This is a genomic window from Roseomonas sp. KE0001 (assembly GCF_016107285.1).
Lineage (GTDB): Bacteria > Pseudomonadota > Alphaproteobacteria > Acetobacterales > Acetobacteraceae > Pseudoroseomonas.
In genome coordinates this window covers 239,675-260,331 of the sequence record NZ_RCVQ01000003.1, presented here as the reverse complement: position 1 = coordinate 260,331, position 20,657 = coordinate 239,675, and the positions used below count along the sequence as shown (strand labels likewise).

The 20,657-nt window shown below is 70.6% G+C and carries 19 protein-coding genes; 10 read left to right on the top strand and 9 right to left on the bottom strand.

Features of this window, described 5'->3' with window-relative positions:
* Positions 1–178 precede the first annotated feature (178 nt).
* Both D9598_RS07700 and D9598_RS07695 read left to right on the top strand, forming a co-directional pair.
* Entirely contained in the window at positions 179–730 is a 552-nt protein-coding gene (locus D9598_RS07700; protein WP_370591962.1) for a phosphonopyruvate decarboxylase, read from the top strand.
* 4 nt (positions 731–734) lie between these two features.
* On the top strand, positions 735–1,340 hold the full coding sequence (locus tag D9598_RS07695; RefSeq protein WP_198365850.1) for a thiamine pyrophosphate-dependent enzyme: 606 nt from the start codon (positions 735–737) through the stop codon (positions 1,338–1,340).
* A gap of 47 nt (positions 1,341–1,387) precedes the next feature.
* Here the strand turns inward: D9598_RS07695 and D9598_RS07690 are convergent, their stop codons facing one another.
* The 3 genes from D9598_RS07690 to D9598_RS07680 form a co-directional block, all read right to left on the bottom strand.
* Positions 1,388–2,770, bottom strand: coding sequence for an aspartate aminotransferase family protein (locus D9598_RS07690; protein WP_198365849.1), 1,383 nt, complete (start codon positions 2,768–2,770; stop codon positions 1,388–1,390).
* 261 nt (positions 2,771–3,031) lie between these two features.
* A complete protein-coding gene (locus D9598_RS07685) occupies positions 3,032–3,280 on the bottom strand; it encodes a hypothetical protein (protein WP_198365837.1) in 249 nt (82 codons plus the stop codon).
* A gap of 131 nt (positions 3,281–3,411) precedes the next feature.
* The gene (locus D9598_RS07680) at positions 3,412–3,573 is read right to left on the bottom strand and encodes a hypothetical protein (RefSeq protein ID WP_198365835.1); all 162 of its coding nucleotides are present in this window, start codon (positions 3,571–3,573) and stop codon (positions 3,412–3,414) included.
* A gap of 58 nt (positions 3,574–3,631) precedes the next feature.
* On the opposite strand from D9598_RS07680, the gene D9598_RS07675 reads away from it, so the two are divergent.
* On the top strand, positions 3,632–3,976 hold the full coding sequence (locus tag D9598_RS07675) for a substrate-binding domain-containing protein (RefSeq protein WP_370591977.1): 345 nt from the start codon (positions 3,632–3,634) through the stop codon (positions 3,974–3,976).
* Here D9598_RS07675 and D9598_RS07670 read toward each other — a convergent pair.
* A complete protein-coding gene (locus D9598_RS07670; protein WP_198365826.1) occupies positions 3,933–7,064 on the bottom strand; it encodes an efflux RND transporter permease subunit in 3,132 nt (1,043 codons plus the stop codon). The genes D9598_RS07675 and D9598_RS07670 overlap by 44 nt on opposite strands.
* Positions 7,061–8,191 carry an efflux RND transporter periplasmic adaptor subunit gene (locus tag D9598_RS07665; protein WP_198365825.1) on the bottom strand — a complete coding sequence of 377 codons (1,131 nt, stop codon included), beginning with the start codon at positions 8,189–8,191 and terminating at the stop codon, positions 7,061–7,063. Before D9598_RS07665 ends, D9598_RS07670 begins: the two co-directional genes overlap by 4 nt.
* Positions 8,192–8,505: 314 nt before the next feature.
* On the opposite strand from D9598_RS07665, the gene glsA reads away from it, so the two are divergent.
* Positions 8,506–9,513: a glutaminase A gene (gene glsA / locus D9598_RS07660; protein ID WP_198365823.1), complete on the top strand. Its 1,008-nt coding sequence runs from the start codon at positions 8,506–8,508 to the stop codon at positions 9,511–9,513.
* Between the two features lie 42 nt (positions 9,514–9,555).
* A complete protein-coding gene (locus D9598_RS07655) occupies positions 9,556–11,190 on the top strand; it encodes an MFS transporter (protein WP_198365821.1) in 1,635 nt (544 codons plus the stop codon).
* 61 nt (positions 11,191–11,251) lie between these two features.
* Here D9598_RS07655 and D9598_RS07650 read toward each other — a convergent pair whose 3' ends face one another.
* Together D9598_RS07650 and D9598_RS07645 are read right to left on the bottom strand one after the other, a co-directional pair.
* Positions 11,252–12,307 carry an AI-2E family transporter gene (locus D9598_RS07650; RefSeq protein WP_198365819.1) on the bottom strand — a complete coding sequence of 352 codons (1,056 nt, stop codon included), beginning with the start codon at positions 12,305–12,307 and terminating at the stop codon, positions 11,252–11,254.
* A gap of 32 nt (positions 12,308–12,339) precedes the next feature.
* A complete protein-coding gene (locus tag D9598_RS07645) occupies positions 12,340–13,332 on the bottom strand; it encodes a lipid A deacylase LpxR family protein (RefSeq protein ID WP_198365817.1) in 993 nt (330 codons plus the stop codon).
* A gap of 127 nt (positions 13,333–13,459) precedes the next feature.
* On the opposite strand from D9598_RS07645, the gene D9598_RS07640 reads away from it, so the two are divergent.
* Positions 13,460–14,659 (top strand): MFS transporter, encoded by a 1,200-nt coding sequence (locus D9598_RS07640; RefSeq protein WP_370591961.1) that lies wholly within the window; start codon positions 13,460–13,462, stop codon positions 14,657–14,659.
* Positions 14,660–14,724: 65 nt separating this feature from the next.
* On the opposite strand, the gene D9598_RS07635 is transcribed toward D9598_RS07640, so the two are convergent.
* Positions 14,725–15,201: a YqhA family protein gene (locus D9598_RS07635; RefSeq protein WP_198365814.1), complete on the bottom strand. Its 477-nt coding sequence runs from the start codon at positions 15,199–15,201 to the stop codon at positions 14,725–14,727.
* A 132-nt stretch (positions 15,202–15,333) separates the two neighbouring features.
* Positions 15,334–16,575 (bottom strand): MFS transporter, encoded by a 1,242-nt coding sequence (locus D9598_RS07630; protein ID WP_198365813.1) that lies wholly within the window; start codon positions 16,573–16,575, stop codon positions 15,334–15,336.
* A gap of 392 nt (positions 16,576–16,967) precedes the next feature.
* Here D9598_RS07630 and D9598_RS07625 point away from each other — a divergent pair, with 392 nt between their 5' ends.
* From D9598_RS07625 to D9598_RS07610, 4 genes are all read left to right on the top strand, one after another.
* Entirely contained in the window at positions 16,968–17,510 is a 543-nt protein-coding gene (locus D9598_RS07625; RefSeq protein WP_198365812.1) for a sigma-70 family RNA polymerase sigma factor, read from the top strand.
* On the top strand, positions 17,507–18,199 hold the full coding sequence (locus D9598_RS07620) for an anti-sigma factor domain-containing protein (RefSeq protein WP_198365811.1): 693 nt from the start codon (positions 17,507–17,509) through the stop codon (positions 18,197–18,199). Before D9598_RS07625 ends, D9598_RS07620 begins: the two co-directional genes overlap by 4 nt.
* 258 nt (positions 18,200–18,457) lie before the next feature.
* Positions 18,458–19,330 carry a hypothetical protein gene (locus tag D9598_RS07615; RefSeq protein ID WP_198365810.1) on the top strand — a complete coding sequence of 291 codons (873 nt, stop codon included), beginning with the start codon at positions 18,458–18,460 and terminating at the stop codon, positions 19,328–19,330.
* 38 nt (positions 19,331–19,368) lie between these two features.
* Positions 19,369–20,622, top strand: coding sequence for a hypothetical protein (locus D9598_RS07610; protein WP_198365809.1), 1,254 nt, complete (start codon positions 19,369–19,371; stop codon positions 20,620–20,622).
* Positions 20,623–20,657 lie beyond the last annotated feature (35 nt).

The window sequence follows — 20,657 nt, the reverse complement described above, 5'->3', positions numbered from 1 at the left end:
CAAGCCTCCTGTTCGGCGAAAGGACACGCCGGGACCGGAAGCAAGATCCATGCCCGCATCGGCGGCGCCTCGCCCGATTGACAGCGGCTGCCGCTTCCTCGACCCTCGTCTCCGCTCAGGAGCGGACAGCGGCCGGGACAAGGCAGGAGCATTCGCTCTTTTCGCAGGAGGAAAACGCGTGAACGACACAGCCATGGACGTGGCGCCGGCGCCGGCCGACACCTGGCCGGACGAATTGTTCGAACTGCTCAGGGCCCACAAGGTCCGCCAGGTCGCCTATGTCCCGGATGCCGGACACTCACGCCTGATCCGCCGCTGCCAGGCCGATCCCGCGATCCGGGCCGTCTCGCTGACCACCGAGGAAGAAGGCATCGCGCTGATGCTCGGCGCCTGGCTCGGCGGCGAGAGGAGCGTGCTGCTGATGCAGAGCTCGGGCGTCGGCAACTGCGTCAACATGCTGTCGCTCGGCATCCTGCACCGCACGCCCATGCCGATGCTGGTGACGATGCGCGGCGATTTCGGCGAGTTCAACCCGGCGCAGATGCCCATGGGCCAGGCCACGCAGGCCGTGCTGGAGGCCATGGGGACGCTGGTGTGCCGCGCCGACCACGCCGCCGACATCGCGCCCACCGCGGATGCCACGCTGCGCATGGCCTTCAACACCTTCCGCCCCACGGCGACGCTGATCGGCCAGCGCGTGCTGGGCGCCAAGACCTTCGGCAAGGAGTGACGCCATGAGCGAGACCGCATCCTCCGGCACGCTGCGCCGGCGCGAGGTCGTCCCGGCGCTGCTGGCCGACCGGGGCGAATTGCTGGTGGTGGCCGGGCTCGGCGCGCCGGCCTGGGACATCACCGCGGCGGGCGACCACCCGCGCAACCTGCCGCTCTGGGGCGGCATGGGCGGGGCGGCGATGATCGGCCTCGGCCTGGCCCTGGCGCAGCCGAAGGTGCCGGTGCTGGTGATCACCGGCGACGGCGAGATGCTGATGAGCCTCGGCGCCCTAGCCACCATCGCCGTGGCCCGCCCCGCCAATCTCTCCGTGGTCGTGCTGGACAACGAGCACTACGGCGAGACCGGCATGCAGCCGACCCATACCGGCGCCGGCGTGGACCTGGCGGGGATCGCCCGCGCCGCCGGCTTCCCGCAGGCCAGCCGGGTCGAGGCGATGGACGATATCGCGGCCCTGCGCGACGCGGTCCACCGCTGCGACGGCCCGCTCTTCGCCCAGGTGAAGATCAACGCGGAAGCGCTTCCGCTGGTGCTGCCGCCCCGCGAAGGCGCCCTGCTGCAGGCGCGGATGCGGGAATCCCTGCTCGGGCCGGAGGCGCACCTGGCCTGACGCCGCCCGGCCACGGTCCCGGCCGGGACCGTGGCCGGCGGGCCGCCTCAGCCGGTGACGGCGGTCAGCGCCTGCCCGATGACCTCGGTGATGCGGTCGATCTCCGCCTCGGTGGCGATCAGCGCGGGGCTCAGCGTCAGGGTGTTGTTCAGCCCGGGCAGGGAGCGGTTGGTGGCGCCGATGATGACGCCGAGCTCCATGCACTTCGCCACGACGGCCTGCACCTTGGCCTCGGCCAGCGGCTCCTTCGTCGCTCGGTCGGCCACCAGCTCCGCGCCCTGGAACAGGCCCAGGCCGCGCACCTCGCCGATGACGGCATGCTTCTCCTGCAGCGCCAGAAGGTTGTCGCGCAGCCGCGCGCCCATCCGTTGGGTGTTCTCGAGCAGACCCTCATCCTCGATGATGCGGATGTTCTCGAGCGCCGCCGCCGGGCCGGCCAGGCAGCCGCCGAAGGTGGAGATGTCGCGGAAGTAGCTCATCGGGTCGGCGGGGTTGTCCTTGAACAGGTTGAAGACCTTCTCGGTCGTCACCGTGCAGGAGATCGCCGCGTAGCCCGAGGCCACGCCCTTGGCCATGGTCACGAAATCCGGCTCGATGCCGAACTGCTGGTAGCCGAACCACTTGCCGGTGCGGCCGAGACCGCAGACCACCTCGTCGATATGCAGCAGCACGTCGTACTTGCGGCAGATCTCCTGCACGCGCGGCCAGTAGCTGGCCGGCGGCACGATGACGCCGCCGCCGGCGGTGATCGGCTCCAGGCAGATCGCGCCCACCGTCTCCGGCCCCTCGCGCAGGATCACCGCCTCGATCGCATCGGCGGCGGCGATGCCGTAATCCTCGGCGTCCGGATACTGGCTGCGGTATTCGAGGCAGTGCGGCACCTCGACGAAGCCCTCCGGGTAGGGGCCGTAATCGGCGTTGCGCTGCGGCTGGCCGCAGGCGGCGAGGGCGCCGAAGGTGGTGCCGTGGTAGTCGCGCTCGCGGTAGAGGATCTTCCACTTCCTGCCGCCATGATGGCGCGCGGCGATCTGCCGCACCATCTTGAAGGCCTTCTCGTTCGCCTCGGAGCCGGAGTTCGAGTAGTAGACGCGGGTCATGCCCGGCATCTTCTCGATCAGCCGCTTGGCGAAGGCGGCGCCCGGCGCGCTGCCCTTGGCGCCGGCGAAGTAGTTCAGCGTCACCAGCTGCTCGCGCACCACATCGGCGATGGATTCGCGGCCGTAGCCGACATTCACCGTCCAGACGCCGCCCGAGGTGGCGTCGAGATACTCCTTGCCGGTGGCATCCCAGATCCGCATGCCCTTGCCCTCGACCATCAGCTGCGGGTCGACGGTCTCGTACTGCTTGTGCTGGGAGAGATGATGCCAGACATGCGCGCGGTCGGCCTCGATCAGCCCGGCGATGTCGTTGCTCTTCGGAACGTAGTTCATGATCAGCCCTTCGCTGGATCGTGCAAGCCGGACATGCGCCGTACGATCGGATCCCTGTCTCTCTCCACCGGCCAGGGTCGGGCGTCCTGTCCCCGGCCCGGCCGCCGCCCAGGCCCTCCGCGCGGTCCGGCGCGGCGGAGGGCCGCGCGGCCTCCTCCAGGCCGGCGCGGGGCCGCCGGTCGGGAAGAAGCCGCCCGGCCGGGCGCGAGGGACGTCCCGGAAGGCCTGTGCCGAGAGCCTAGGCCATGGCGCCCTCCCGCCTCAACCCCCGCCGCCCGGCGCGCGCCGGGCGCGGAACGCCTGCTGCACCTCGTCCAGCGTCAGGAACTCGGCGCCCCGCGCCGCCAGGCCGTCGATCAGCCGCTCCATCATTATCATGCGGTGGCCCCGGCCGCTGACATAGGGGTGGAAGGTATAGACCAGCATGCCCCAGTCGGTGTTCCGCCGCATGTAGTCGAAATTGGCCAGCCAGTTCTCCAGCACCGCCCCGGCATTGGCGAGGCCCGGCACCACCCCGGCCGCGCGAGAGCGGGCGCCAGCGCCAGGCCGGCCGCGATCCCGCCGAACCCGCGGCGGGTAAGCGTGTTTCTTGTTGTCATGGACGTTCCTCGTGATGTCGGGGACCACAGGGTCCGGTCAGGCTACTCCGTCGTGCCGGAGGCGGGGCGGGCCCAGCGGCGGTCGAAGTCCCGGACTTCCTCGAAGCCCATCAGCGTGTTCATTCCGGCGAGGTCCTGCAGCGTGCCAGGCCGCGCGTATCGCCCTCGCGGCGCCAGCCACGCCGCCGGCTTCGCCGCGGGCACCGCCCTGGCCGCCCTGGCGCCCGCGCGGCGCCCGGACGCCGTCTTCTGAGTCAGCGACATCCTGGCCATGGGAGGCATGGACGCCCTGTGGGAAGCCGGCGTCGCGGCGCCCGGCGACATCTCGGTGGTCGGCATGGACGGCATCGGACCCGCCCGCCAGCCTCCCTATCGCCTGACCACTGTGGCCCAGCCGCTGCAGGCCATGGTCGCGCGGGGGCTGGATCTGCTTGCCGCCCGCATCGGTGACGCCGCCCTGCCGCGCGAGCGCGTCCTTCTACAGGGCGCGCTGATCCGGGGCCGCTCCGCCCGGCTGCCCGCGGATGGCACGGAACAGGGGCGGGAAGACCGCGCCGCCGTCCCTATCCCCGCTCCGCCCCGGGCGCGGCGAGGAACCGCGCCTTGAGCCTTTCCCGGACGGTCTGGACGATGACATAGAGCACCGGGATCATCAGCAGGCCGAGCAGGGTTCCGATCAGCAGGCCGCCGAAGAGGGTCATGCCGATCGAGCGCCGGCTCTCGGCCCCCGCCCCGCTCGCGATGACCAGCGGAACGACACCGAGGACCGAGCTGAAGGCGGTCATGACCAGCGGGCGGAAACGCTGCCGCGTCGCGTCGATCGCCGCCTCCAGCGTGCTCATGCCCTGCTCCCGCCGGGTCTTGGCGAATTCGACGATGAGGATCGCGTTCTTCGCGGCCAGTCCGATCAGCAGAAGCAGGCCGATCTGCGAGTAGACGTCGATCGGCATTCCCGCCAGGGCCAGGCTGGCGAGGGCGCCCAGCACCGCCAGCGCCACGGACAGCATGACCGCCAGGGGAACGCTCCAGCTCTCATACTGAGCGACCAGGAAGAGGTAGGTGAAGACGATGCCGACAAGAATGATCATCATCGTCTCCGCCCCGGCCTGCCGTTCCTGCAGGGCGAGGCCGGTCCATTCGAAGCCGAAGCCCTCCGGCAGGCTCTCCAGCGCCAATGCCTCCATGCGGTCCAGCGCGGCGCCGCTGCTGGCGCCGTCCGCGGCCTGCCCGTTGATGGCGACGGCGGGGAAAAGATTGTAGCGGTTGATGACGCTCGGCCCGAGGGTGGCGCGGGTCGTCACCAGGGCACGGAGCGGCACCAGCTCGCCCGAGCTGGCGCGCACATGCAGGCGCCCGATATCGGCCGCCTGGCTGCGGAAGCCCGCCTCGTCCTGGATGCGGACCTGGAACACGCGCGAGAGGATGTTGAAGTCGTCCACATAGGCGGAGCCGAGGTGCGCCTGCAGCGTCTGGAAGATCGCGCCCGGGGTCACGCCCAGCAACTCCGCGCGGTGGCGGTCGATCTGCAGATGGACCTGCGGCGTGTCGGCCCGGAAGGTGCTGAATACGGCGGTCAGGTCCGGGGCCTGGTTCGCCCGGACGATCAGGCCCCGCATCGCCTCCGCCAGTTCCTCCTGGCTCTGTCCGCCGCGGGCCTGGAGGCGGAGGTCGAACCCGCCCGTGGCGCCGAGCCCCGGAATGGCCGGTGGCACGAAGGCGACGACCGCCCCCGCCGTCACGGTGGCGAAGCGGGCCCGCAGGTGGGCCAGCACATGGTCGAGACGCCCGCTCGCATCGCGGCGCTCGCGCCAGGGCCTGAGCGCCGCGATGACCATGCCGGAATCGGAGCCGCCGCCGCCGAGAAGGCTGGCACCCGCGACGCCGATGACATTGTCGATGCCCGGCGTCGCGCGCACGATCCGCACCACCTCGTCCAGCGCGGCCTGCGTCCTCTCGAGCGAGGCGGCGCTCGGCAACTGCACATTCACGAAGATGTATCCGAGATCCTCGGAGGGGATGAAGCCCGTCGGCAGCGTGCGGAACAGGCCGGTCACGCCGGCCAGGACCGCCACCATGATGCCGCCCGCCAGCACCAGCCGCCGCGCCAGACGGCCGAGCAGGGCCAGGTAGCCCCGCCGCGACCGCCCGATGACCCGCTCGAGAAGGGCGAAGACCCCGCCCCGCGGGCCGGCCGGCCGCCGCAGGAGGAGCACGCAGAGGGCGGGGCTCAGGGTCAGCGCGTTGACGGTCGAGAGCGTGATGGTCGCCATGATCGTCACGGCGAACTGTCCGTAGAGCTGCCCGGTGACGCCGGAGATGAAGCCGATCGGCAGGAACAGGGCGCCGAGCACCAGGGTCGTCACGACAATGGGCCCGGTGACCTGGCGCATCGTCTCCAGGGTGGCCTCGACGACGGCGAGGCCCTGCTCCTGCATGGCGCGCTGCACACCCTCGACGACGATGATGGCATCATCGACGACCAGGCTGATGGCCAGCACGATGGCGAAGAGGGTGACGGTGTTCGCCGAATAGCCCAGCGCGTAGAGGATGACAAATCCGCCGAGCAGCGAGACCGGGATCGTCAGCATCGGGATCAGTGTGGCGCGCCAATCCTGCAGGAAGACATAGGTGACCAGGACGACCAGCAGGAAGGTGATGCCGAGCGTGATGGCGATCTCGCGGATCGTCTCGCTGACGAAGGCCGTGGTGTCGAAGACGACCGTCTGCGCGAGGTCCTCCGGAAACTGCGGTGCGGCGCGCGCCAGCTCCGACCGGACGGCGGAGGCGACGTTCAGGGCGTTGGCCTCCGGCGCGGCATAGATGACGAGGGTCGCGCTTGGCTGGCCGTTGAAGCGCGATCCGATGTCATAGGACTGCGCGCCGAGCTCGAGGCGGGCCACGTCGCGAAGGCTGACGATCGCGCCATCGGCATTCGTGCGCAGGACGATGTCGCCGAACTCCTCCGCCGTCTCCAGGCGCCCGCGCGCCATCACCGCCATCTGCAGCTCCTGCCCGGCGGGCGCGGGCGGCGCGCCGATCAGCCCCGCCGAGGCCTGCGCGTTGTGCGCGCGGATGGCCTCCGTGATATCGGCCGCCGTGATACCCAGGGCCTGCATGCGATCGGGGTTCATCCAGACCCGCATGCTGTAGACCGGGCCGAAGACGCCGACATCCCCGACGCCCGGAATCCGGGCGAGGGCGTCGCGCAGATTGACCGAGGCGTAGTTGCTGATGAAGATCTCGTCGCGCGTACCGCCCGGCGAGTAGAGCGACACGCCCATCAGCATGCTGGTGGAGCGGGCGCGGACGGACACGCCTGTCTGCGTCACGGCCGGCGGCAGCCGCGCCGTCGCCAGCGCCACACGGTTCTGCACATTCACCTGCGCCATGGCCGGATCGGTGCCGACGCGGAAGGTGACGGTCAGCGAATAGCTGCCGTTGTTGCCGGCGGAGGAGGACATGTACATCATGTCATCCACGCCGTTGACCTGCTCCTCGATCGGCGCGCCGACGCTGTTCATCAGCACCTCGGCGCTGGCACCGGGATAGCTGGCGCTGACCTGGACCTCCGGCGGCGTGATCGGCGGGAACTGCGCGACGGGAATCATGCTGAGGGCCAGCAGTCCGGCCAGCGTGGTGACCACCGCGATCACCATCGCGAAGCGGGGCCGCCGGACGAAGAGCGCGGCGATCATGGGCGGGCGGGCGCGCCGGCCACGGGCACGACGGTCACGGCGGCGCCGGGCCGCGCATTCTGCAGGCCCTGGACGATCAGCCGCTCGCCGCCCTTCAGCCCTTCCTCGACGATCCAGTTCTGATCGAGCTGCGCGCCTGTCCGGATGCGCCGCAGCACGACCTTGTCGCTGTCATCGGCAAGGAGCACGAAGCGCCCTTCCCGGTCCAGCTGCACCGCGCCCAGCGGCACGACGGGGCGCTGGCGGGGCGCATCCGGATGCACGGCCACGGTGACGAACTGTCCGGGGACCAGGAGGCCGTCCGGGTTCGCGAAGCGGACGCGCACCGGCACCGTACCGGTCCGGGGATCGACCTCGTTGCCGATGAAGTCGATCTCGCCGGCGCCGGGATAGGTCTGGCCGGAGGACAGGGTCAGCGTCGGCACGAAGGTCTCCGCCGGCCCGGCCGTGGCGCCGCCGCGGAACTCCAGAAGGCTCTGGTCGCTCACCGAGAAGACGACGCGGATCGGATCGACCTGCACGATGCGGGCGAGCACCCCCGATGAGGGCGAGACGAGACTGCCCACCGCGACGGTGGTATGCCCGATCCGCCCCGCCAGCGGCGCGCGGATGGTGGTGTAGCTGAGATTGAGTTCGGCCTGCCGCAGGTTGGCTTCCGCCGCCATGACGTTGGCGCGGCCGCGGTCCCGCGCGGCCAGGGCTTCCTCCAGCGCCGCCTGGGAGGCCGCCTGCGTCCGGCGGAGCTGCTGGCTGCGCTCGAAGCGCCCCTCGGCATCCCGCAGATCGGCCTCCCCGCCCGCCAGGCTGGCCCGCGCGGCGGAGAGGGCGGCCTCGTAGCCCGCGCTCTCGATCCGGAAGAGGTCCTGACCCTGCTCGACGAACTGCCCTTCGCGGAAGCCGCGCGCCTCGACAAAGCCTTCGACGCGAGAGCGGATGTCGACCGCGTTGATCGCCTCCACGCGTCCGACGAAACGAGCCCCCGGCGCGACGTCCTCGACCGCCACGGGCGTGACGCTCACTGCCGGCGCCTGCGCCATCGCCGGCCCGCTCAGCGACAGCAGGGCCGCCAGAATGGCCAGCGGCGTTCCATAGCTGTAGCTGTCACGGGGAAGGATTACAGTTTGCATCAGCGACGTCTCCAACACTCGCACATCTGTCACGGCCGCTGCGGGCTCGCAACGGGCCGGGCCACCGCAGGGGTCCGTCAGCATGCCGGACCTGCCCCACGGTGGCTCCCGAAAGCCCGCGCCAAGGAGGATTGACCACACCAATTTGTCATCCCCGGGCGCGTGGCGGACGTTGACATGCAAATTGACGACACCCTTTCGGAGGCGCAGCCTCACTGCAGAGGTGAAGGTATGCGCTCCGGTATGCCCGGGCTTCGACGACGCCCACTCAACAGAAGAACAACGATGTCGGTATCGGGAGGAGTAGGTCCGCCATGGAGGTGTCCCCATTTCCCCAGCCTTCCGAGGATGAAGGCTATGATTACGTCTCGACCGGCCAGCTTCCCGACGAGGAGCCGGTCAAACGCCTGATCGACGAGGCCTACAACCGCTTCAAGGACTCCGAGGAGGGCGAGGTTTCCACCGTCTATCCCGCCCTGGCGCGGGTGCCGCCTCAGCAGTTCGGCATCTGCATCGTGGCGAATGACGGCGGGATCGCCGCCGTCGGGGATGTCGAGACGCCATTCACGATCATGAGCGTCTCCAAGCCGTTTCTCTTCGCGCTGGTCTGTCAGCTCCTGGGCCCGCAGGCCGCACGCGAGAAGCTCGGCGTGAACGGCACCGGCCGCCCCTTCAATTCGCTGGCGGCCATCGAGTTCAGCCGCGACGGCAAGACGAATCCGATGGTCAATCCCGGCGCCATCGCGACGACGAGCCTGGTTCCCGGCCGGTCGGAGGCGGAGAAGTGGAGCTTCATTCATCAGGGCCTGAGCCGCTTCGCCGGCCGGCAGCTGGAGCTGGATGAGGAAACCTACCGCTGCGCCAGCGAGACCAATTTCCGCAACCGCGGCATCGCCAATGCGCTGCAGGGGATGGGCGCCATCTACTCCGACCCGGCCGAGGCGACCGATCTCTACACCCGCCAGTGCTCGCTTCAGGTCACCGCGCGGGATCTGGCGATCATGGGCGCCACGCTGGCCGATGGCGGCGTCAATCCGGTGACCGGCGAGCAGATCGTCAGCCCGGAGGTCTGCCACTACACCCTGGCCGTCATGATCACCGCCGGGCTCTACGAAACCTCCGGAGACTGGCTCTACGAGATCGGCCTTCCGGGCAAGAGCGGCATCGGCGGCGGCATCGTCACCGTCTCCCCCGGGAAAGGCGGCCTCGGCACCTATGCGCCACGGCTGGACAAGGCGGGCAACAGCGTCAAGGGCCAGCAGGTGGCGCGGTTCCTGTCGCATCGCCTCGGCCTAGACCTGCTGGTGTCCAAGCCGGCCTGAGGCCATTCCGATTCTTTCGGCAAGCATGAACTGGAGAACGCCATGGCGCTCGACGCCGATGTGACAGGCCAGGACGCGGAGAGCCGCGAGAGCTGGGTTCCCCTCATGGCCATCGTGCTCGGCCAGATGATCATGTCGTTCAACGTGGCCTCTCTTCCCGTGGCGCTGGGCGGCATGGTGGCCAGCTTCGATGTGCCGCCGACCACGGTGGCCACCGGCATCGTGATGTACGGCATGCTGGTCGCGGGCTTCGTCATGCTGGGCGCGAAGCTTTCCCAGCGCTTCGGCCCGTCCCGCGTCTTCCGTGGCGCCATCCTCGCTTTCCTCGCGGCACAGGTGCTGATGACGCTCACGCCGACCGCGACGCTGATGATCACGGCGCAGGCCCTGTGCGGCCTTTCGGCCGCCGTGATCGTTCCCTGCCTGGTCGCGCTGATCGCCGAGAACTACCGCGGGCGCCAGCAGGCCACGGCGGTGGGCGCGCTGGGTTCGGCCCGCGCCGCCGCGGGGGTGCTGGCCTTCGTGATCGGCGGCGTTCTCGGCACCCATATCGGCTGGCGGCCCTCCTTCGGCATCCTGATCGTGGCCTCCGCCATCGCCTTCGCCGCCAGCCTGCGCCTCAAGCCCTCGACCCCGCATCCCGATGTCCGGATCGACCTGCTGGGCGTCGTGCTCGCGGCCGCCGCCATCATCTGCATCAGCTTCGGCTTCAACAACCTGAACCGCTGGGGCCTCGGATGGGCGCGGCCGGGGGCGCCGTTCGACCTCCTGGGCCTGTCCCCCGCGCCGGTGCTGATCATCCTCGGCATCGTGCTGGGCCAGGCCTTCCTGGCCTGGACGCACCGCGCCAGGGCGCAGGGACGGACGCCCCTGCTGGCGCTGGAGGTCGTGGATTCGCCGAAGGAGCGCTCCGCGGTCTATGCCCTGTTCGTCGTCGTGGCGCTGGAGGCGGCACTGAACTTCCTGGTGCCGCTCTATATCCAGATCGTGCAGGGCCGATCGCCGATCGCCACGGCCGTGGCCATGATGCCCTTCAACCTGACCGTCTTCTTCACCGCCATGCTGGTCGTCAATCTCTACGACAAGATGACGCCGCGGCTGATCGCGCGGTGCAGCTTCGTCATCTGCACCGTGGCCCTGCTCTGGCTGGCCTTCGTCGTGCGCAACGACTGGAACGAGTGGCCTGTCCTGCTCGGGCTGATCCTCTTCGGCATCGGCCAGGGCGCGCTTGTCACCCTGCTGTTCAACGTGCTGGTCACCGCCTCGCCCAAGGAACTGGCCAGCGATGTCGGCTCGCTGCGGGGCACCACGCAGAACCTGGCTTCCGCCGTGGGCACCGCCGTCGCCGGGGCGCTCGTGGTCGGCCTGTTGAGCAGCGCCGTCCTCGGCAGGGTCACGGCCAGCCCGGTGCTGACCGAGGAGCTGCGCGCCCAGGTCAATCTCGACAACATCAACTTCGTCAGCAACGACCGCCTGCAGGCCGTGCTCAGCAACACGACGGCCTCGCCCGAGCAGGTGGCCGAGGCGGTGCGGATCAACACCGAGGCCCGGTTGCGGGCCCTCAAGATCGGCCTGCTGATCATGGCCGGCCTGGCGCTCATCGCCATCATCCCCTCCGGCGGCCTGCCCAACTATCGTCCGGGCAACATCCCGCCGGATCCCGAGGCGGTCCGGTAGCGCCCGTCTTCGTCAGACACATCGGTCAGGGGGCGGGCGCCAGGGCATGGCGCCCGCCCCTTCATGATTCCCCGGAAGCCCGGCGCGGCACCGGATCGGAGGATGCGGCGGAAAGCAGGGCCGCGACCCAGCGGGTACGGGGATAGGCGCCACAGGCTTCCATGATGGCGATGGCGATCGGCACGCCGATGAAGGCGCCGGCAATGCCCCACAGGAAGCTCCAGAAGAAGACCGCCAGCAGAATGAGGAAGGGCGAGATCGCCAGCGCGTTGCCCGCCACGCGCGGTTCCACATAGGTGCCGATGAGATTCTGCGTGAGGATCATGACGAGCATGACACCGACCGCCGGCGTCAGGGCCCCGAACTGCACCCCGGCGAGCAGCGCCGGCAGGATCGTCGCGACCAGGGGGCCGATGAAGGGGAGGTAGTTCAGCACGAAGGCGAGCACACCCCATTCCAGGGCCAGTTCCAGATGAAACAGCAGTGCGATGCCATAGACACAGAGGCCTGTCGCCAGGCTCATCACCGTGCGGACCAGCAGGTAGTGCTGGAACTTCCGCGAGGTCGACCTGGCGACGCGCAACGCCCGGCCGCCATGGCCCTCCGGCCCCAGCGCCTCCAGCCGGCGCGCCACCGGCCCCGCCTCCGGCAGGCCCAGGATGATGAAGATCAGCATCAGCATCATGAAGCTGATGAAGCCTTGCAGATAGGCCGCCAGGCTGCGCGCGGTGCGCAGCATCATGGAGACATCGAGCTGCCCGGCCAGGGCGGCGGCCGTGTCCAGCCCCTGGGCGTCGAGCATGGCCGTCGCCGCCGCGTAGAGGGCCAGGATGCTGGCGCTGTTCTCGACCAGCCAGTGACCGGCGCGGTTGACGGCCCAGACGGCGAGGCTGCCGAAAGCGCCCACGACGGTCACGATGGCCAGCAGCATCAGCAGCATCGCCAGCGGGCGCGGCAGGATGCGTTCCAGCTGCCGCTGCCACGGGACGACCGATGCGATGATGAACAGGGCGACGGTCAGCGGCGCCATCAGGGACGCCGCCGCCCAAAGCCCGGCGAGCACCAGCACAACCGCCCCGAGTCCCAGCAGGACGGGAAGAAAACCGCCGGCCTTCATGAAGGGAGTCCCCGGTCGTTACGACCGGTATCCTAGAACGGAATGGTCAGGCTGATCGCGCCGAAACTCTGCCCCCCCTTCTGCTCGCTGAACTCCTTCGACTGCCAGACCTGGGTATAGGCCAGCCGCATGCCGCGCCAGAAGACGGCCAGTCCCGCCTCGATCTCGCCGACCACGGGCCGCCGATCGACACTGGCGCTGTCGCGCCAGGTGCTGCCGTCGAGGAACAGGTTGCGCGCCACGCCGCGCCCTCCGATACCGCCGAAGACATACCAGCCTAAGGCCTGTCTCGGCCGTCCCGGCACGCTGTCCCCGAGGGAGGGCCGCAGGCGGGACGGGCCCCAGTCCGCATCGAGCGCGTCGCCCAGGCGGAAGGTGATCCCGCCGCCGGCATAGGTATGGGCCGTTCCGAGCGACAGGGTCGCGGCCGGGATGATCTCGGTGTCGAAGGTGCCGAGACGGCCCGTGGAAACCCGCCAGTTGCGTTCCGCCAGGACGCCGAAGGTCGGCTCGTCGCGCAACTGTGTGTCCCAGCCCTCGGCGTGGTACTTGTTGATGACGTCGTGCCAGCGGTTCTGGATGAACTCGCCGCCGGCGCCGGGGCCGACCAGGCCGAGCTGGAAGGCCAGCACGGTGCGTTCGCGCTCCGTGGCCCGCTCCAGGCCGAGCGTGAGGGACAGGTGGCCGGCATAGGGGCGGTCGCGGGGATCGGGACGCCGGTTTCGGATGTCCTCCGGCGTGAAGATCGCCTGGTCGAGCGACAGGGACCATCGGAACGCACCATCGCCGAGCAGCCAGTCGAACTGCCGGTCGAGCCAGGAGAGAGCGGCGGGAGGCGCGCCGACGGGCGAGGTCCAGCCCAGCCGCAGACCGTTGGTGTAGTAGCGGTCCGTGCCGCCCCACATGTCGTTCTCGTTGAGCAGTGTCAGCACGCCCCGGTCCTGGGGCGCTTCCGCCGGCCCTTGCGCCCGGGCGGCCGATCCTGTCATCAGGCCCACCGTCAGGACGGACAGCAGGCAGGCCATGGCCCGAGCCGGCGCGCGCCGTGGGGGAGGATCCGCGACATGGCGCTTGTCCTCGGCGGGGCAGTCTGATCGGGTTGGGAATGCCGCGGAAGCAGCTCTGTGGTTCATGATCACGAAGGAGTCCCCGGTGCGCGCACAGCTTGGCACCCTGATTCTGGCAACCAGCCTGATCCAGCTGGCAAACGGCTTCTTCACGACGGTGGTCTCGCTGCGGCTCGGCATCGAATCCTTCGATCCCGCCTTTGAGGGTATTGTCCTGAGCGCCTATTTCATCGGCTTCACCATCGGCGCCGTCTCCTGTGGCCGACTTCTGCAGAGGATCGGCCATATCCGATCCTATACGGCCTTCGGGGGCATTGTCATCGCCGCGACGGCCGCGATGTCGGCCGTCAGCGACCTCGCCGCCTGGAGCGTGTTGCGCGCCGCGATCGGTTACGGCTGCGCCGGCCTTTTCGTGACGACGGAGAGCTGGCTGCACGCCAAGGCGCCCCGCGCGATACGGGGCCGGGTCTTCGCCTTCTACATGGTCGGCACCTTTCTGGCCCTGGCGGTCGGCCAGCTGCTCATCGCCTCCTTTCCTGTCGAGGGCAGCCTGCCGTTCAGCATCATCTCAGTGACCTTCGCCCTGGCGCTGATCATGGTGAGCACCACGCGCGCCGAGCCGCCACCGCTCACCGTCGAGGAAGGGCTGACCTACGGCGAACTGCTGCGCGCGGCGCCGCTGGCCGTGCTGGGATGCTTCATCGCCGGCATGGTAGGCGCGACCTTCTACGCCGTCTTCCCGGCCTGGATGCTGGTGAACGACATTCCGCAGACGACCATCTCGCTGTTCATGCTCACCGCCGTGCTGGGCGGATTCGCCTTCCAGGTCCCCGTCGGCCTGCTCTCGGACCGGCTGGACCGGCGCCTGCTGGCGGGGGCCCTCGCGGCGGGCGTGGCGGGCACCGCGCTCGCCCTGAGCATCGCGCCGAAGACCTTCGCCGCGATCCTGCCCCTGGCGGCGCTGCTGGGCGGGTTCATGTCGGCGCTCTACCCGGTCTGCGTCTCCCACGCGATGGACCACCTGCCGGCGGAACGCGTGGTCTCCATCAGCGGCCGCATGATCCTGGTGAGCGGCATAGGCTCGGCCTGCGGGCCGGTCTCCGCCTCCTGGATCATGGGCCACCTCGACATCGACGGCGTCCTGTACCTCATGGCGGGCGCCGCCGGGGTCCTGATGGCCGCCTCGCTGCTCCGCGCCGCCACGCGGGCCGAGCCGGAACACGAGGAGCGGCCTTTCGCCGTCGTCGCGCCACAGTCGATCCAGATGGCGCCGGACCTGGGGTGATCCGCCGGTGATCCCCGCCAGGCGGCATTCCGGACCTCTCCTGAAGGCGCCCGGAATGCCGCGCGTCAGTCGTCGCTCCCGCGGCTCTTCACCAGGAAGAACACCAGCGAGGCGATCACCAGGGCGCAGGCCGCGCCGAAGGATACGATGCCCAGATCGCCTTCCCAGGCGACCGCCTCGCGCAGGAACAGCACCGCCAGGACCGCGATGACGACGCTGATGAGATTGTCCTTGAGATCCTCCAGGTTCTGGAGCCGCAGCCAGGACGGGCGGGGCAGCTTCTCATCGATGAAGAGCGTGTAGAGGCCGATGCTCGTGATGTAGCTGGCGATCGCGATCAGGAAGACGTCGATGGCCTGGATGACCTCGACGGCGAAGATCTTCATCACCGTCTGGTTCACCTCTCCCCGCTGCGCCAGTTCGATCGCGGAGGCGATCGTGACGGCGCTCTGGTAGAACAGCATGACGAAGGAGCATGCCAGCGTCACGGCGAAGGGGATGATCATGATGAAGCGACTGACGGAGAGAAGGCGCTGGATCATGTGACCCTACCCTTGCAAAACGGGGCCGCGGCAGGCCTCGCGCCCGCCTGGTTGTCTGCTCCGTTCCGCCGCCAGCCTGGACGGGCACGACGGAACATCGATCCTGCGGCCCTAGCACGCCGCCCGGCGGCGCTAAAGAACCAAACCCGCCGGGGAAGCCGGCACCCGTCCGGCGGCACGCCGCCCCCGCAGCAGCAGCCAGGCGACGATCAGCACATTCGCCGCGTTCCAGATGACGCCGTTCAGGAAGGCGGCGGCGTAGCTGCCGGTCAGATCGAAGATGACGCCGGAGAGCCAGCCGCCCAGCGCCATCCCCACCAGCGTCGCCATCAGCACGATGCCCACGCGCGTCCCGACCTCCGAGGCCGGAAAGCTCTCGCGCACGATCACCGCGTAGGACGGCACGATGCCCCCCTGCACCACGCCGAAAAGGGCCGAGAGCATGAACAATGAGGCCAGGCCGTCGAAGAACAGGAACAGCGACAGGGCCAGCCCCTGCAGCACCGAGCCCAGCAGCAGCGTCGCCAGCCCGCCGATCCTGTCGGCGATGAGGCCGGAGCCGATGCGTGACACGATGCCGCAGGCGAGCATCACGGAAAGCATCTCCGCCCCGCGCGCCACGCCATAGCCGAGGTCGCCGCAATAGGCGACGATGTGCACCTGCGGCATCGACATGGCGACGCAGCAGGCCACGCCGGCGCAGCAGAGGATCGCCGTCAGGCCGTTGCGCGAGAGGCCGAGCGGGCGGGCCCGTCCCGCCTCGCCCGGGCCTTCGCCGTCCCGCGATCCCGGCGCGCGGGCGCGCAGCACCAGGGCCAGCGGCAGCATCGTCAGCAGGCAGATGCCGCCCACCATCATGTGCGCCACGCGCCAGCCATGCGCGCCGATCAGCCAGGTCAGCACCGGCGGCCAGACGACACCCGCCAGATAGTTGCCCGAGGCCGCCAGGGCCACGGCGGTGCCGCGCCGCCGCCGGAACCAGAGCGAGGCATCGGCCACCAGCGGCGCGAAGGCGGCGGAGGCGCCGAGCATGCCGATCATCAGACCCTGGGCCAGGGTGTAGAAGGCCAGGTCCGGCGCCATCCCGGCGAGGACATAGCCGGCGGCCAGCATCACGGTCGCGCCCATCAGCGGCCGCATGGCGCCGAACCGGTCCGTGAGCCGCCCCATCAGGATGCCGCCGGCGCCGAAGCCCAGCATGGTCAGGGTATAGGGCAGCGAGGCGGCGCCACGCGTCACGCCGAACTCGGCCTGTACATAGGGCAGCGCGACAATGACGGACCACATTCCCACGCCGCCCAGCATGGAGAGCGTGATGATGGCGGAGAGACGAATCCAGGCGGTCCGCGAATCCAGCAGGGCCTCGCCCGTCATGCGGCCGGCACCGGGAGACGGCCGGCCGCACCGGGCCGGGACGGCGCCCCGCGCGCCTCGAACACGTTCATGTCCTGCGTTTCCCTCACCATCGCCGGTCCGTGCCGGGCGTTGGCCGCAGTCTGCGGCATGGCGGGGGGCCACGCCAGGGCCGCGCCGGAGGCGGGGAAATTTTCGTTTGCCTTCATCCGCTGGTTGCTGCGCCATCGCGGCGGCCTCCCCTGCCATCCCTGCGGGCCCAAGGTCGGCGGCGCCATGCCGGAAGGATGCGGACCGCTGGTCCAGCCAGGCGGCACGGCCCTTCCCCGCCGCCCATCAAGCAGATGTCAGGCATGCCTGCCCTTGCGCTTCCGGCGAAATCCGTCTCGCCTCCCGGAAGCGGCGGAGGGCGCATGGACGGTCAGCACCAGAGCATGGAGTTTCTGCTCGCGGATATCGCGCGCGGCCGCCGGGACGCCCTGCGGCCGGTCTATGATGCGCAGGCCAGCCGCATGTTCGGCGTCGCCATGGCGATCCTGCGCGACCGCGAGGCCGCGGCCGATGCGGTGCACGACGCCTTCCTCAAGATCGCGGGCCGTGCGGGCCAGTACGATTCCGCGCGCGGCCCGGCAGCCGCCTGGATGATGGGCATCGTCCGCAACGCGGCGCTGGACCGCGCCCGGGCGCGCGGGCGGGAACTGCCGACCGACGACCCCGGCCTGGGCGACGCGGCGCTGGAGCCCCGCGTCCTGGAGGAGATCGCGGAGCAGGAGGACGGCCGGCGGCTGCAGGAATGCCTGGACCAGCTCGACGCCCATCCTCGCGGCGCCATCCTGCTGGCCTTCGTGCACGGCCTGTCGCATCCGCAGATCGGTGAACGGCTCAAGGCGCCACTCGGCACGGTGAAATCGATGATCCGTCGCGGCCTGCTGCGGCTGCGGGAGTGCATGACATGATCCCCGAGGATCGCGAGGAGAGAGATCTGCTGGCCGCCGAATACGTGCTCGGCACGCTGGAGGCGCGCGAGGCGGCGGCACTGGAGGAGGCCCTGCCCGGCGATGCCGGGCTGCGGCAGGAGGTGGACCGGTGGCGCCGCCGGCTGGCGCCGCTTTCCCATCTGCAGCCCGCGCTCGACCCTCCACCGGCGCTCTGGCCGCGCATCGAGGCCTCGCTGGCGGGACTCGGGCCGGCCCCCTCGCGCGCCGCGCCGCGCCGGGAGAAGGCCGGCTGGATGTGGCGGGGCTGGGCGCTCGGCAGCACGGCGCTCGCCGCCGGGCTGGCCGCCTTCCTGTGGCTGCGGCCGGCGCCGGAGCGCCTGACCACCGTCCTGCTCACCCAGCGCGACCAGCCGGCCTGGCTGGTCGAGGCGCAGGGCGGCGCGCTGCGGCTGGCCGCGCTCAATCCGCAGCCGGTCGATCCGAGCCGGGTGCTGCAGCTCTGGGCGCTGCCGCAGGGCGCCACGGCACCGACCTCGCTCGGCCTGATTCCCGGGGACGGCAGCGTCACGGTCACGCCGGGCGGCCTTGCGCCGTCTCCCGGCATGCTGATCGAGATCAGCCTGGAACCTCCGGGGGGCTCGCCCACCGGCAGGCCGACGGGACCCATTCTGTTCATCGGCCGGCTGACCGCCGTCGGGGGCGCATGAACCCGGTGCCCCCCGACGGGACGTCATCCCCGCCAAGCCGGCAGGTCCAGGAAGGGGCAATGAATTGTTCCAGAACAATGACTTACAGTTTTTTACCCAAGAAGTTGTTCTCGGTCTGATTTCAAACCCCGTCATCTCTGTCCGCTCGATCTTCCTGTCGCCGGCCGACCTTCCCTGATCACGGCATCGCGATGACTGCATCTGATCTTCCTCTCCCGCCGTAGCCCCGGGGCGGTCATTGGCGAGAGGAAGAACAACTTGGATACGGCGCATCGCATCCGGCCAGCCTCCTCCGCTTCCTCAGGGGATGCGGAACGGCTTTCCCCCCGCGCGCCGCGCCCGGCGATCCCCGCCTTCGGCCAGGCGGCACATCCGGACCCGTCGCAGGTGGTGCTGCCCACACCGGCGCCGTCCACGGCGCATCTCGCTGCCTGGCGTGCGGGGATCGGGCAGCCCGCCGCGGCCACGGCCGCACCGGGGCCCTATCCGGGGCCCTATCGGGTCGTGCGGTCGGGGGCGGCGCCGGTGGACCGCTCCGATCCGCCCTGGCGGCGGCCGGCGGGATGGGTGGGCCTGGGCCTGGCCGGCTGCGTGCTCGGCGTGGCCATGGTCCTGGCCATCCCATGGCCGGGCGACCCACCCGCCGAGCCACTGCGCCGCTGGGCATCCGGCCTGGCGCCGCGCGCGCTTCCGCCGCCGCAGGACCTGAGCTCCATCGCCCCTCCCGCCGTGATCGCTCTGCCGATTCCCCCTGTTCCGGGGGAGGCGCCGGCGGAGGCTCCCCTGGACACCGCGCCGGGGCTCAACGCCCTGGCCGCGCCCGTCCCGGCTCCGGACATGCCGCCGGGGCCGGAGAACGCGACGCCGGCTCCACCTCCCGGCCCCGCCTCGGCGTCACTAGCGCGGCCGGATGGGCCGGACAGGGCCGGCCCGACCCCACCCCGGTGGGCCTCGCCCCGGCCGGTGCCATCCGCCCCGGTGAGTTCGCCCGGCCGGTCAGCTCCGGCGCCGCCGCGGTCCGAGGCCCTGGCGGCCTGCCGCGCCACGATCCTGCGCGCGCAGTTGGGTGAGGCGCTTGGCACGGCGGACCGGCAACGGCTGCGCGATGGCTGCGGCGAGCGGCAGCCCTGACCTCCATCCAGACCACGAAGCCTCCGGAGATCCGAGCCATGTTCCCCCCTGCCCTGCTCCGCGCCATGTCCTGCCTCGGCCTGCTGGCCGGATGCACCACCCCTCCCTCCCCCGAAGCCGCCGCCCCGACCCTGCCCATGCGGGTGGCGGAAGCACCGAAGCCGCCCAGGGACGCCCAGACGCTGGACGAGGCGGTACGGGACCTGACCATCGCCCTGTTCGACCGGGCACGGATCGACCCGCCAGGCCCCTCCGGCCGGCATCCTCTGGTGATCGATCCGCTGATCGACCGCGCGACCGGCATCCAGACCAGCGCGACACGCGGGATGGAGGCGCGGATGGCGGAGATCATCGGCCAGCGCTACCCGGACTATGCCCTGCAACCCTTCGGCACGGAGAGCCTGCGGGCAAGGCCTGTGGTGCTGATGGGCGCCATCACGCCGGTCCCGGGTCCGGGCGTCATCCCGGCGAGCAGCGCGCCGCGACCCGGCACCTATCGCATCTGGGCCGTGCTGGGCGATCTCCGCACGGGCAAGGTCGTCTCGCACGAGACCGCCTGGGTCCGCGCCGAGGCGGTGGACATGGCGCCGACCGGCTTCTTCCGCGACAGCCCCGCCTGGTCGCCGGAGGCCATCACCGCCGCCTACCTGCAGACCTGCGCGCGCGATCCCGGCGAGCCGATCGATCCCCGCTACCTGGAGGCCTTGCCGGCCCAGGCGCTGATCGCCGATGGCATCCGCGCCTATGAGGACGAGCGATACGCCGCCGCGCTGGCCGCCTATGAGGCAGCCGTCGCTCTGCCGGGCGGAAGCCCGATGAAGGCCCGCAACGGCCTCTATCTCAGCAACCGCGCCCTCGGCCGCGCGGAGGCGGCGGAGGCGGCCTTCGGCCAGGTGGTGAAGCAGGGCCTGGACCAGGGGCGGCTGGCGATGAAGTTCCTGTTCCGCCCCGGCACGCCCGCCTTCTGGCCCAACCCCGAGATCAGCGGCGATTATCCGATGTGGCTGCGCCAGATCGCCGCGCAGACCACCCCGCGTGCCGTCTGCCTCGACCTGACCGGCCATTCCAGCCCGACCGGCACCGCCGCCTGGAACGAGCACCTGTCCGCCGGACGAGCCGAGACCGTGCGCCGCGGCCTTGTCGCCCGCGCGCCGGAACTGGAGCCGCGCTCCACGGCCACCGGCCTGGGCGCGGCGGCGCTGCTGATCGGCACCGGGACGGACGATCTCTCGGATGCGCTCGATCGCCGGGTGGAGTTGCAGCCCCGCGCCTGCAGGATCGCGTCGCGGTAGGCGTTGACCGGACGGGCGGGGAGGCCTGTCCGGTC

Excerpts from the sequence above, each read along its gene's own strand:
- D9598_RS07695 (WP_198365850.1), top strand. The coding sequence starts at position 735 with ATGAGCGAGACCGCATCCTCCGGCACGCTGCGCCGGCGCGAGGTCGTC.
- D9598_RS07690 (WP_198365849.1), bottom strand. The coding sequence starts at position 2,770 with ATGAACTACGTTCCGAAGAGCAACGACATCGCCGGGCTGATCGAGGCC.
- D9598_RS07670 (WP_198365826.1), bottom strand. The coding sequence starts at position 7,064 with ATGATCGCCGCGCTCTTCGTCCGGCGGCCCCGCTTCGCGATGGTGATC.
- D9598_RS07665 (WP_198365825.1), bottom strand. The coding sequence starts at position 8,191 with ATGCAAACTGTAATCCTTCCCCGTGACAGCTACAGCTATGGAACGCCG.
- glsA (WP_198365823.1), top strand. The coding sequence starts at position 8,506 with ATGGAGGTGTCCCCATTTCCCCAGCCTTCCGAGGATGAAGGCTATGAT.
- D9598_RS07655 (WP_198365821.1), top strand. The coding sequence starts at position 9,556 with ATGGCGCTCGACGCCGATGTGACAGGCCAGGACGCGGAGAGCCGCGAG.
- D9598_RS07650 (WP_198365819.1), bottom strand. The coding sequence starts at position 12,307 with ATGAAGGCCGGCGGTTTTCTTCCCGTCCTGCTGGGACTCGGGGCGGTT.
- D9598_RS07645 (WP_198365817.1), bottom strand. The coding sequence starts at position 13,332 with ATGGCCTGCCTGCTGTCCGTCCTGACGGTGGGCCTGATGACAGGATCG.
- D9598_RS07635 (WP_198365814.1), bottom strand. The coding sequence starts at position 15,201 with ATGATCCAGCGCCTTCTCTCCGTCAGTCGCTTCATCATGATCATCCCC.
- D9598_RS07630 (WP_198365813.1), bottom strand. The coding sequence starts at position 16,575 with ATGACGGGCGAGGCCCTGCTGGATTCGCGGACCGCCTGGATTCGTCTC.
- D9598_RS07625 (WP_198365812.1), top strand. The coding sequence starts at position 16,968 with ATGGACGGTCAGCACCAGAGCATGGAGTTTCTGCTCGCGGATATCGCG.
- D9598_RS07620 (WP_198365811.1), top strand. The coding sequence starts at position 17,507 with ATGATCCCCGAGGATCGCGAGGAGAGAGATCTGCTGGCCGCCGAATAC.
- D9598_RS07610 (WP_198365809.1), top strand. The coding sequence starts at position 19,369 with ATGTTCCCCCCTGCCCTGCTCCGCGCCATGTCCTGCCTCGGCCTGCTG.